We start from the raw sequence: 11,737 nt of genomic DNA on the forward strand, positions 1-11,737 counted from the left end.
CCCACCGAGTTCTTCCGCAGTCTAATGAGAGGCCCCCCTCATGTGTGGTGTTGGGGGTCCAAGGGCTGGCCCGCGGGGGCGGGCCAGCCGGGAGTCGGACGGCCTGACCTGCGAAGTTGTTCTGGCCGTCACGTCCGCGGGTGGGGAAACCCGGGTGGATTCACGTCCGGAGCTCGGGTCGCCAGACGCGGTGGGCGTTCATTCCGGCGCCCTCGAGGAGTCGCCGCAGCAGTGGCAGGCTGAGCCCGATCACGCTCGACGGGTCGCCCTCGATCCGGTCGATGAACCAGCCGCCGAGTGACTCGATCGTGAACGCGCCCGCGCACTCGAGCGGCTCCCCCGTGCGCAGGTACACGTCGAGGTCGGCGTCGGAAGGTGCGCCGAAGTGCACCGTGGTGTCGGACGTGTCGGTCTCGGAGAAGGTGACGGCGAGGGGGTCGTCGCCGGTGAGATCGGCCACGATCAGCGCGTGGCCGGTGAGCAGGACCCCGTGACGCCCGCGCATCCTCCGCCAGCGCTCCATGGCGCGCTCGTAGGTGTGTGGTTTGCCCTCGAGGTGGCCGTCGACCAACAGCATCGAGTCGCACCCGACCACCACGAGTGTGTCGGCGCCGGCCGACCTCGCCTCGGCCGCGAGCGACTCGCCCTCGCGCTGCAAAACGTCCTCCGCCTTGGCGCGGGCCAGTTCTTCCACGACCCGCACGTGCGGGGTCCCCGGTGGCAGGGCGGCCTGCAGGGCGTCCTCGTCGACCTGAGGGTGGCGGATGAGCGGGTCCACCCCCGCCTGCTCGAGTATCCGCAGTCGGGACGGGGAGGCGGAGGCGAGGACGAGCGCGATCATGGGCCTCAGCGTAGCCACTGGGTCAGGACCGCGGCAGCAGCATCGTGATGGTCAGCGTGGTGAGTTCGAGTGCCCGGACCCGGTGACGGAGCTTGGCGGTGAGGTGGAGGATCTCGCCGGTGCGCAGTTCGAGTGTGCGGCCCGGCAGGACGAACTCCACGCGTCCCCGCAGCACCTGGACCAGGATGGGGTGGAACGCGGCGTGGTCGGGCATCTCCTGGCCCTCGTCGAACTCGAACGCGACGATCTTGGCGGTCTCGTCCCGGTGGACGACCGTGGCCCCGGGGCGGGTGGCGGACGGCGTCGCCCTCCCGATGACGTCGGTGTGGTGGGTGGCGGTTCCCTCGTCGGTGCCGGCGCGGCGACCGTGATCGCGATCCTCGTCCTCGGGGTCGCGGGTGTAGCCGCCGGCCGCCCCGGCCTCCCGCCCGTCGGAGGTGGCTTCCTCGGACATCGACGATCCTCCTCGAGAACTGCCCGCCGACCGGTCCGGCGGCGGTCCCACCACCCTACTTGTCCGGCACAACGGCCCTGATCCGACGCAGCGGCCCCCGTGCCCGTACTCCGGAGTGTGCATCGGCACACGCGGGGGACGGGGACGGGGGCGGCTCGTGGTGTGGTCGGTCCTCTGCGCTCAGTACTGGCGGCGGTTGAGGAACGAGCTAGGGCTGTATCCGAACGGCGGACGCAGGCGGTCCTCGTAGGATCCCCAGTCGTCCCTGACGCCGGTGTCGTGGTCGCTCGCGTGCGCGGCGTTCCCCTGCGCGGTCGCGAAGACCGCGGACAGGATGCCCACCTCCGTGGGAGTGGGGTTGCCGCCCACGATCTCGAGGAACGGCTTCTCCGGCTGGCTGGCGGGGTCCTGCTGCTGCTCGCCGGTCACAGCGGGATGTTCCCGTGCTTCTTGGCCGGCACCTCGACGACCTTGCGGTCGAGCAGTCGCAGTGCCTGGGCGACCTGCAGACGGGTGTGCGAGGGCGGGATGACCGCGTCGACGTAGCCACGCTCGGCGGCGACGTACGGGTTGACGAGGGTGTCCTCGTACTCGGCCTGGAGCTTGAGCCGGAGGGCGTCGACGTCCTCGCCGTTGGCCGCGGCCTGCTTGAGCTGGTCGCGGTAGACGAAGCCGACGGCTCCCGAGGCGCCCATGACGGCGATCTCGGCGGTCGGCCACGCGAGGTTGATGTCGGCACCCATGTGCTTGGACCCCATGACGTCGTATGCGCCACCGTAGGCCTTGCGGGTGATGACGGTGACCTTGCCGACGGTGGCCTCGCCGTAGGCGTAGAGCAGCTTGGCGCCGCGGCGGATGATCCCGTCGAACTCCTGGCCGGTCCCGGGCAGGAAGCCCGGGACGTCGACCAGCGTAAGGATGGGGATGTTGAACGCGTCGCAGGTGCGGACGAAGCGTGCGGCCTTCTCGGAGGCCTTGATGTCCAGGCAGCCGGCGAACTGGGTGGGCTGGTTGGCCACCACGCCCACGCTGCGGCCCTCGATGCGGCCGTAGCCGACGATGACGTTCATCGCGTACTGGCCCTGGATCTCCAGGAACTCGCCGTCGTCGACGATGTGCGAGATGACCTCGTGCATGTCGTACGGGCTGTTGGAGGAGTCGGGGATGATCGTGTCGAGATCGTGGTCCTCGAGCGTGAGGTTGTCCTCGATCGCACCCTCGGCGACGGGGAACGGGAACCGCGGGGCCTCGGCACGGTTGTTGCTCGGGAGGTAGGAGAGCAGGTCCTTGACGAAGTCCAGGGCGTCCTGCTCGTCACTGGCGGTGTAGTGGGACACGCCCGACTTGGTCATGTGCGTGGTGGCGCCGCCGAGTTCCTCCTGCGAGACCTCCTCGCCGGTGACGGTCTTGATGACGTCGGGGCCCGTCACGAACATCTGCGACGTCTTGTCGACCATCACGGTGAAGTCGGTGAGGGCGGGGGAGTAGACGTGGCCGCCGGCCGACGGGCCCATGATCAGGGAGACCTGCGGGATGACACCCGAGGAGAGCACGTTGCGGTGGAAGATCTCGCCGTACAGGCCGAGCGAGACGACGCCCTCCTGGATCCGGGCGCCGGCGCCGTGGTTGATGCCGATCATCGGACGGCCGGTCTTGAGGGCCAGATCCATGACCTTGACGATCTTCTCGCCGTAGACCTCGCCCAGCGACCCGCCGAAGACGGTGGCGTCCTGCGAGAAGACGCAGACGCTCCGGCCGTCGATAGTGCCGTAGCCGGTGATGACACCGTCGCCCAGCGGCCGGCGCTCGGCGAGACCGAACGTCGTGGCCCGGTGGCGGGCCAGCGCGTCGATCTCGACGAACGAGCCCGGGTCGAGAAGGTTCTCGATGCGCTCGCGAGCCGTCATCAGGCCCTTGTCGTGGGTTTTGTCCACCGCGGCCTGCCCCATCGGGGCCCGGGCCTCGTCGAGGCGCCTACGCAGCTCGGACAGCTTCCCGGCGGTCGTGTGGATGTCGGGGGTCGCGGATGCCGTCGGTACGTCGTTAGACAGAGCCGAGTTCACGTCCGGTTCTGAGGCAGTCGTCATGTTGCAAGACTCTAACCAGTGACCCGCCTCCGTGGCGACGTGACCCGGTGTACATCCCCCGGCGGCGACCCCGACCGATGTCCGAGCGGCGACATACGCTGGGGGTCGTGCACGCAGATCCAGGTATCGAGACCCCGCCCAGGTTGGACGCCGACGCGCTCCGTCGCGCTCTGGTGGAGGGCCCGGACGCGCCGTACTCGTCTCTCGACGTCGTCGACGACATCGGTTCGACGAACGCCGAGTTGATCTCCCGCGCGGCCGGGGGTGCGCCGGACCGCAGCGTGTTGCTGGCCGAGCACCAGGCGTCCGGTCGCGGTCGCCTCGGTCGCGTGTGGACCGCCCCGCCGCGCACGCAGGTGGTCGTCAGCGTGCTCATCCGACCCGGCGCCGTCTCTGCGGGGCTTTTTGGCTGGTTGCCGCTCGTGACCGGGCTGGCGGTGAGGGACGGGCTGCGCGAGGCCGGAGGCGTGGACGCGACTCTCAAGTGGCCCAACGACGTCCTGGTGGACGGGCGCAAGATCGCCGGGATTCTCACCGAGATGACCACTGTGCGTGCCGGTGGGGACTACTCGGTCCGCCTACCGGCCGTCGTGGTGGGGGTCGGGATCAACGTCTCGCTCACCGGCGAGCAGTTGCCGGTGCCCCACGCCACCTCCCTCGTGCTCTCTGGCGGGTCCGACGACCGGGACAGTGTGGCCCTCGCCGTTCTCGAGGCGTTGGCCCTGCGTCAACGCCAGTGGCGCGAGTGCGAGCGCGGGAGAGGATCGACCGTCTCCGACCAGCTCATGGCGACCTACACCGAGGCCTGCTCCACCGTCGGCACCGAGGTGAGGGTCGAACTGCCGGGGGGCGTCATCAGGACCGGGCGCGCGGACAGGGTCGACCGCGACGGCCGCCTCGTCGTCGTCGACCCCGACGGTGAGTTCGCCGTCGCCGCCGGCGACGTCACCCACGTCCGTGGCGCCGGCGGTCGGTGGGGCGGCTGAGCCGTGGGTTTCATCCGATCGGTCCTCGCGCCGGGGGAGACGCTCATCGTCCACACCCACCCACACTGGCGCGCCCTCGTCCGCCCGGCCCTGGTCACGGTGGTCGGGGCCGGTCTCGCGGGGATCGCCGGCGGCTTCATCGAGGTTCAGGTGGTCCACGCCGGGGACCGTACGGCGACCTGGGCCATGGTCGCGGTGCTGTACGCCCTGGTCGTCCTCCGGTTCGGCCTCTGGCCCCTGACCCGGTGGGCACGGACCGACCTCGTGGTCACCGACGAGAGGGTGCTCTACCGGCCGGCCGGGTCCGCGCGGCGGTGCGTGGACGTGCCGCTGCGCAGGATCAGCGCCGTCAGGTTCCGCCACACCCTCACCGACCGCGCCCTGGGCACGGGATGCCTGATCCTCGAGCTCGGTCACCTGCCGCCGGTGGAGATCGACCACGTCCCGGAGGTCGCCCGCGTCCACGCCGCCGTCTACGACGAGCTCATGCGGCTGCCACCCCCGCCCCCGCCCGCTCCGGTCGCCGCGGCGCCACGGTTCCGCTGGGGGCTCCCGGGGCGGCGGTGACGACCTCGCCCCGCGTGAGACCATGGGCGACGTGAACGACGACTCGCGCATCCGCCGCAATCCCCTCGGCACGCCCGTCGTGGCGATGATCGGCGGGGGACAACTCGCCCGCATGACCCACCAGGCGGCCGTCGCCCTCGGCCAGACGCTCCGCGTGCTCGCCGCCGACCCGCAGGACCCGGCCGCCCAGGTCACGCCGGATGTGGTGATCGGCGCGCACGATGATCCCGACGCCGTCCGCGCCGCCGCGGAGGGCGCCGACGTGATGACCTTCGACCACGAACACGTGCCCCCGCAGATCCTGCTCGAGCTGGAATCCGCCGGGGTCGCCGTGCGTCCCCGTGCATCCGCGCTCATCCACGCCCAGGACAAGTTGGTCATGCGGCGCGCGCTCGCGGAGATCGGCGCCCCTGTCCCGCCGTTCACCGGCGTGGACTCGCTCGCCGACGTCCGACGTTTCCACGACGAACAGGACGGGAACATCGTCCTCAAGGCCGCGCGGGGCGGGTACGACGGTCGGGGCGTCTGGATGCCGGGCTCGCTGGAGGAAGCCGAGCGGATCGCCGACGAGCAGCTCGCCGCCGGGGTGCCGATGATGGCCGAGGCCCGCGTCCCGTGGACCCGGGAGCTGTCCGCGATGGTGGCCCGGTCCCCGTTCGGGCAGGGGGCGGTGTGGCCGGTCGTCGAGACCGTCCAGCGTGACGGGATCTGCTCGGTGGCGATCGCGCCCGCCCCCGGGCTGCCCGACGACCTGCGCTCGGCCGTGCAGGCCACCGCGTTGCGATTGGCCGAGCACCTCGACGTGACCGGCGTGATGGCCGTGGAGCTGTTCGAGGTGATCGGCTCGGACGGTCGCCCGGGAGTACTGGTCAACGAGCTCGCGATGCGACCCCACAACTCCGGCCACTGGACGATGGACGGGGCCACCACCAGCCAGTTCGAGCAGCACCTGCGGGCGGTACTCGACTACCCGCTCGGCTCCACCGTCCCGACCGCGCCCCTCACCGTGATGGCCAACGTCCTCGGCGCTCCCGAGACGCCGGAGATGAGCATGGACGAGCGCGTCCACCACCTCGCCGCGCGGTTCCCGCACGCGAAGGTGCACCTCTACGGCAAGTCGGAGCGGCACGGCCGCAAGATCGGCCACGTCAACGTCCTGGCCGACCCGGGTGTCGACCCGGACGACGCGGAACAGGTGGCATCCGTCCGCGCGGTCGCGGAACTCGCGGCCCACTGGCTCTCCCACGGGGAGTGGGCCGACGGCTGGGACCCCCACTCGGGGGCGCCGGCCGGGGACTTCGAACGCTGAGCGCACCACCGGAACGCTGAGCGCACCACACCGAGGAAAGGCGACGGGATGACCGAGCGACACGACGGGCCGCAGGTCGGTCTGATCATGGGCAGCGACTCCGACTGGCCCACCATGGAGGCAGCGGCGGAGGCACTCGCCGAGTTCGGGATCACCTTCGAGGTCGGGGTGGTCTCGGCACACCGCACCCCGCAGAAGATGCTCGACTACGCCCACTCGGCGGCCGGCCGGGGCGTCCGCGTGGTGATCGCGGGTGCGGGCGGCGCCGCGCACCTCCCGGGGATGGTCGCCTCGGCCACGCCGCTGCCGGTCATCGGTGTCCCCGTGCCGCTCAAGCACCTGGACGGCATGGATTCCCTGCTGTCGATCGTGCAGATGCCCGCCGGTGTCCCGGTGGCCACCGTGTCGATCGGCGGGGCGCGAAACGCGGGTCTGCTCGCGGTGCGGATCCTCGCCGCCTCCGACCCCGCCCTGCGCGAGCGGATGGAGGCGTTCCAGGCCGAGCTGGAGGCGATGGTCGAGCGCAAGGACGAGGCCCTGCGCCGACAACTGCTCGGCTGATCGCCACCGCGGGGGCGGCGGGGCCGACGGCGCCGACGGGGGCCGACTTCCGGCTGGTAATTTGAAGGGCCGGACGCGGCCTCGCGTCTCCCGCGGCGATAGTGGCGGCCGACGAACGTCAGCGGCCCCTCCGCGAGAACCTGGCCGGCGCCCGCCGCGCGATCAGCACCGACGAATCCCTCATGGAGGCCCGCATATGTCCGGTAACCCCGACTTCGACCTGTACCGCCCGGCGGAGGAGCACGAAGAGCTCCGGGCCGCGATCCGAGCCCTGTCGGAGAAGGAGATCGAGCCCCACGCCGCGGCCGTCGACGAGGACGAGCGGTTCCCCCAGGAGGCCCTCGACGCGCTCAACGCCTCGGGTTTCAACGCGGTCCACGTGCCGGAGGAGTACGGCGGGCAGGGTGCGGACTCCGTGGCGGCGTGCATCGTGATCGAGGAGGTCGCCCGCGTCTGTGGGTCGTCCTCGCTGATCCCCGCCGTCAACAAGCTCGGCACCATGGGCCTGATCCTGGCCGGTGGGGAGGAGCTCAAGCAGAAGGTCCTTCCCGAGATCGCCGAGGGCAAGATGGCCTCCTACGCGCTGTCCGAGCGCGAGGCCGGCTCCGACGCGGCAGCCATGCGCACCCGCGCCCGCCAGGACGGTGACGACTGGATCCTCAACGGCAGCAAGGCGTGGATCACCAACGGCGGCAAGTCGACCTGGTACACCGTCATGGCCGTGACGGACCCCGAGAAGGGTGCCGGCGGGATCTCCGCGTTCATGGTCCACGCCGACGACGAGGGCTTTGGCGTCTCCAAGACCGAGAAGAAGCTCGGCATCAAGGGTTCGCCCACCGCGGAGCTGTACTTCGAGGACGTCCGCATCCCGGGCGACCGGATCATCGGCGCGCCGGGCACCGGCTTCAAGACCGCCCTGCAGACCCTCGACCACACCCGCCCGACCATCGGCGCGCAGGCCGTCGGTATCGCGCAGGGCGCCCTGGACGCGGCGATCGCCTACACCAAGGAGCGCAAGCAGTTCGGCCGCGCGATCTCGGACTTCCAGAACACTCAGTTCATGCTCGCCGACATGGCGATGAAGGTGCAGGCCTCGCGCCTGATGGTCTACACGGCCGCCGCCAACGCCGAGCGCGGCTCCGCGCCCGGTGGCGAGAAGCTGGGCTTCATGGCCGCCGCCTCCAAGACCTTCGCCTCGGATGTCGCGATGGAGGTCACCACCAACGTCGTGCAGCTGTTCGGCGGCGCCGGGTACACGCGTGACTTCCCTGTCGAGCGCATGATGCGCGACGCCAAGATCACCCAGATCTACGAGGGCACCAACCAGATCAACCGCATGGTCATGGCCCGCCAGCTCCTGGCCTGATGCCCGGGGCGCCGGCCCGCTGACCGGTACACCCTCCACGAATCCGCTACTCCGATTCCGGATCTGCTACCCGCATCAGGGGAGCGGATCCGGAATCGGAGTAGCGGATTTTCGCGTCGCTGGGGCGCTGGGGCGATGGGGCGCTGGGGCGCGGCGTCGCTGGGGCGCGTGTCGCGGGCGCCGGGCGATCAGAGGGTGAGCGTGGTGCGTTCGGTGGCCGCCACGTCGGCGACCGCGGGATCGTCCGCGTCTGCTCCCGTGACGAGCACCGCCGTGCCTCCGGAGGCGAACACCCGGGCCAGGACCTGAACCACGTCGTCGCGATCGGAGCCCGCCACGAGGGCGCGGCCCGCAAGGGCGGGGTCGGCCAGTTCGGACAGCGGAGCGCCGTCGAGAGCGAGCGGACCCCCGCCGGAGGGCACGAACGCGTCCGGGTGGATGCGGCAGGCCTCGGCGAGGTCGGTGACGCCCGCGGGGACCTCGACGCCGGCGGCCGCCAGCGGGCGGCCCATCGGGTCGGTGGTCATGAGGAGGGTCTCGATGTCGGTGGGGTGGCGGTCGAGGCGGTCGGGGACGGTGACGACGGCGACGGCGTCGTCCGCGGCCCCTGTGCTCACCTCGGCGCCCGCCCACCAGGCGCCGAGGAGGACGCCCGCGGTGAGCCAGTGCGCGGGCAGGTCGCACACGATCACGTCGCCCGGCACCACCCCGAGTTCGTCGCGCAGGAGTCCGGCGATCTTCGCGGCCCAGTTCGCGGTGGAGGTGACAGACAGTTCCACTCGTGACGGGGCGGCCTGGTTGTAGTGGGTGACCATGGGGGTTCCCGGGTCGAGTGCGAGGAGCGGCTGCAGGACGGTGTCGGCGGCGGTGGTCACTCTGGGCCTCCCGGGTGGTGGTCGGTCAGTGGGCGCAGTCGGTCGGTGGGCGCAGTCGGTCAGTTGACGCAGGGCACGTCCGAGCCGGCGTCGAAGGTCGGGCGATCCGCGATGGACGGCGGCAGCGGCGCATAGGAGGAGGTGGTGGGGGAGTAGGACTCGGTGCCGGCGGCGTCGCCGGTGGGGCCACTGTAGTCCTCGGCCAGCACGACGCGGACGGAGCCGTCGGGCAGCGCTGGGTCGACCTGCACGGGCAGGCCGCCGAGGGCCTCCGACACGGCGAAGGCGGCGTCGTCGTCGGCGGAGGCTGCGGCGACGTGCGAGGTGTAGGCGGCGGCCGGGTCGGTGAGCAGGTCGCCTGCGGTGTAGCCGAGTTCGGTGAGGGCTCCGGAGACCTGCGCGGCCAGACCGTCGATCGCGGTGGTGTTGACCACGGAGACCGTCACCTCGGCGGGGTCCGGCCCCGGCGCGTCGGTGGGGGTCTGCTCCGGATCGGTGGTGGCGTCGGCGTCCGCTTCCCGATCCTCGGTGCTGGCGAAACCGGCCACGAACTCCGACACCTCGGCGGGGTCGGCGGTGACGATGGACTCGCCCCACTCGGTGAACGAGTCGATGCTGGTGACCGGGATGGTCTCGAATCGGACGTTGCCGCCGCTGATGTCCTGGAGCTTCATGGCGAAGTCGACGAAGTCCCAGTTCTCGTCGATGACGAAAGACCGCTTGGCGGCGTCGACCAGCGCACCGAGTTTCGAGGGGTCGGCCAGGGTGCCGGCGGAGAGGATCTTCTTGACCAGCTGGGACATGAACACCTGCTGACGGACGATCCGGTCGAGGTCGCCCGCGGGCAGGTCATGGCGTTGGCGCACGAAGCTCAGGGCGTCCGATCCGGAGACCGTCTGGACGCCGGCACGGAAGTTCGCGCCCGACAGCGGCTCGTCGACCGGCTCGTTGAGGCAGACGGGGACGCCGCCGACCGCGTCGGTGAGCAGCACGAACCCCAGGAGGCCGATCTCGGCGTAGTGGTCGGCCTGGACGCCGGTGAGATCCTCGACGGCGCCGATGAGGCCGTTGCGCCCGGCCTTGACCGCGGCGCGCTGGTCCTCCTCGGTCAGTTCACCGTCCGGGTCGGACGCGACGGCACGCTCGAGATGGGCCTCCTTGTTCGCGGCGTAGACGCCGTTGATCTTGCTCCCGCCGACCGAGCTGGTCTCCACGTAGACGTCGCGGGGGATGGAGATCGCGGTGGCGGAACTGCCGTCCTCGGGGATCCTGATGAGCAGGATCGTGTCGGTGTTCTCGCCCTCCTCCTCGCCGGTCCGGATCGTGGCCAGTTCCTCTTGGCTGAGGGGGTTGCCCTGCGCGTCGGTCCGGTTGTCCGTGCCCACCAGAAGGATGTCGACGGCGCCGTCGAGGCCACCGTCACCCACGTCGAGACCGCCGGCGGAGGTCAGGTCCGAGCTGAGTCCGTTGAACAGGGTCCACCCGACGCCGGTGATCAGGAGACACAGGGCGGAGACGAGGGCGGCCACGACGCGACCGACCCGGTACGCGACCGGGCGGGCCGGGGTGGCGTGACGCCGTCTCCGTGCCCGGCCGGGGGCACGACGGGGCGTCGCTGGCAGCTCGGCGCTCATCCACCGTCCTTGTCGTCGAGTAGGGCCGCTCGAGGCCGCCGATGATGATCAACGGTACCGCGCCGCGCGCCGGGCGTCGGAATCCGTGGGGTGCGTCGTAGAGTGTTTCGCGTGACGACCCGACTACCCGTCGTGACGGTGACGTACTCGCCGGGCGACCACCTCCGCAGCTTCGTCGAGACCCTCCCCGCGGCCACGACCCGGCAGGTCGGCCTGGTGATGGCGGACAACGGGTCGACGGACGGGGTGCCGGAGGAGGTCGCGGCGGAGTACGGGTTCGCCGAGTTCTTCCCCACGGGCGACAACCTGGGGTACGGCACCGCCATCAACCGGGCGGTGACGCTGATCGCTGGCCGGCCGGAGGATTTCGACCAGGAGTTCGTCCTGGTGGTCAACCCGGACGTGACCTTCGAACCCGGGTCGGTGGACGAGCTCCTCGCCGCCGCCGCACGCTGGCCGCGGGCCGCCGCGTTCGGCCCGCGGATCTCCGAGACCGACGGGTCCGTGTACCCGTCCGCCCGGGCGGTCCCACGTCTGGGCGCGGGGATCGGCCACGCCCTGCTCGGCCAGGTGTGGCCGCGGAACCCGTGGACGGCGGGATACCTCGACGACGCGGACATGGAGACCGAGCGGGCCGCCGGGTGGCTGTCGGGTTCATGCCTGCTGCTGCGCCGGGCGGCGTTCGATGCCCTGGGCGGGTTCGACGAGCGGTATTTCATGTACCTCGAGGACATCGACCTGGGCGACCGTCTCGGCAGGGCCGGGTGGCAGAACGTCTACGTGCCCGCCGCCGTCATCCACCACGACCAGGGTCACGCTGCGAACGCGGTGCCGGAGTTCACCCTCCGGGCGCACCACCGCAGCGCGTACCTGTTCCAGGCGGACAGGCACCCACACGCCTGGCAGGCACCGATACGCTGGGCGCTCAAAGCGGGCCTGGAGTTGCGGTGTCGCCTGGCGATCCGGTCCGCCCGGCGCGCCGCGGGCTGAGCCCGACACCCCGGAACCGAGACCCATCCACCGGCCACCGGAGCGGGGCGAGCGCGCCCCCGCCCGC

At 71.3% G+C, this 11,737-nt stretch carries 12 protein-coding genes; 6 read left to right on the plus strand and 6 right to left on the minus strand.

Annotated elements, in window-relative coordinates:
- Positions 1-160 precede the first annotated feature (160 nt).
- The 4 genes from AYO52_RS01495 to AYO52_RS01510 form a co-directional block, all read right to left on the minus strand.
- Positions 161-841, minus strand: a complete 681-nt coding sequence (locus AYO52_RS01495; protein WP_067712224.1) for a nucleoside triphosphate pyrophosphatase — start codon at positions 839-841, stop codon at positions 161-163.
- 22 nt (positions 842-863) lie between these two features.
- Entirely contained in the window at positions 864-1,295 is a 432-nt protein-coding gene (locus AYO52_RS01500) for a cupin domain-containing protein (RefSeq protein ID WP_067712228.1), read from the minus strand.
- A 180-nt stretch (positions 1,296-1,475) separates the two neighbouring features.
- Positions 1,476-1,724 carry an acyl-CoA carboxylase subunit epsilon gene (locus AYO52_RS01505; protein ID WP_067712231.1) on the minus strand — a complete coding sequence of 83 codons (249 nt, stop codon included), beginning with the start codon at positions 1,722-1,724 and terminating at the stop codon, positions 1,476-1,478.
- The gene (locus AYO52_RS01510; protein ID WP_067712234.1) at positions 1,721-3,382 is read right to left on the minus strand and encodes an acyl-CoA carboxylase subunit beta; all 1,662 of its coding nucleotides are present in this window, start codon (positions 3,380-3,382) and stop codon (positions 1,721-1,723) included. Before AYO52_RS01510 ends, AYO52_RS01505 begins: the two co-directional genes overlap by 4 nt.
- 77 nt (positions 3,383-3,459) lie before the next feature.
- On the opposite strand from AYO52_RS01510, the gene AYO52_RS01515 reads away from it, so the two are divergent.
- The 5 genes from AYO52_RS01515 to AYO52_RS01535 all read left to right on the plus strand — a co-directional run bounded on the left by AYO52_RS01515 (position 3,460) and on the right by AYO52_RS01535 (position 8,171).
- Positions 3,460-4,368 carry a biotin--[acetyl-CoA-carboxylase] ligase gene (locus tag AYO52_RS01515; RefSeq protein ID WP_067712236.1) on the plus strand — a complete coding sequence of 303 codons (909 nt, stop codon included), beginning with the start codon at positions 3,460-3,462 and terminating at the stop codon, positions 4,366-4,368.
- Between the two features lie 3 nt (positions 4,369-4,371).
- The gene (locus tag AYO52_RS01520; RefSeq protein WP_067712239.1) at positions 4,372-4,935 is read left to right on the plus strand and encodes a PH domain-containing protein; all 564 of its coding nucleotides are present in this window, start codon (positions 4,372-4,374) and stop codon (positions 4,933-4,935) included.
- A gap of 22 nt (positions 4,936-4,957) precedes the next feature.
- The gene (locus AYO52_RS01525) at positions 4,958-6,244 is read left to right on the plus strand and encodes a 5-(carboxyamino)imidazole ribonucleotide synthase (RefSeq protein ID WP_067712242.1); all 1,287 of its coding nucleotides are present in this window, start codon (positions 4,958-4,960) and stop codon (positions 6,242-6,244) included.
- 48 nt (positions 6,245-6,292) lie between these two features.
- Positions 6,293-6,805, plus strand: a complete 513-nt coding sequence (purE, locus tag AYO52_RS01530; protein WP_067712244.1) for a 5-(carboxyamino)imidazole ribonucleotide mutase — start codon at positions 6,293-6,295, stop codon at positions 6,803-6,805.
- A 196-nt stretch (positions 6,806-7,001) separates the two neighbouring features.
- Positions 7,002-8,171, plus strand: a complete 1,170-nt coding sequence (locus tag AYO52_RS01535; RefSeq protein ID WP_067712247.1) for an acyl-CoA dehydrogenase family protein — start codon at positions 7,002-7,004, stop codon at positions 8,169-8,171.
- Between the two features lie 188 nt (positions 8,172-8,359).
- Here AYO52_RS01535 and AYO52_RS01540 read toward each other — a convergent pair whose 3' ends face one another.
- Both AYO52_RS01540 and AYO52_RS01545 read right to left on the minus strand, forming a co-directional pair.
- A complete protein-coding gene (locus tag AYO52_RS01540) occupies positions 8,360-9,046 on the minus strand; it encodes a TIGR03089 family protein (RefSeq protein WP_067712250.1) in 687 nt (228 codons plus the stop codon).
- A 59-nt stretch (positions 9,047-9,105) separates the two neighbouring features.
- Positions 9,106-10,680: an LCP family protein gene (locus AYO52_RS01545; RefSeq protein WP_067712253.1), complete on the minus strand. Its 1,575-nt coding sequence runs from the start codon at positions 10,678-10,680 to the stop codon at positions 9,106-9,108.
- Positions 10,681-10,791: 111 nt separating this feature from the next.
- Here AYO52_RS01545 and AYO52_RS01550 point away from each other — a divergent pair, with 111 nt between their 5' ends.
- Positions 10,792-11,670: a glycosyltransferase family 2 protein gene (locus AYO52_RS01550; protein WP_067712256.1), complete on the plus strand. Its 879-nt coding sequence runs from the start codon at positions 10,792-10,794 to the stop codon at positions 11,668-11,670.
- Positions 11,671-11,737 lie beyond the last annotated feature (67 nt).

It is taken from the genome of Dietzia sp. 111N12-1, assembly GCF_001658045.1.
Classification (GTDB): domain Bacteria; phylum Actinomycetota; class Actinomycetes; order Mycobacteriales; family Mycobacteriaceae; genus Dietzia; species Dietzia kunjamensis.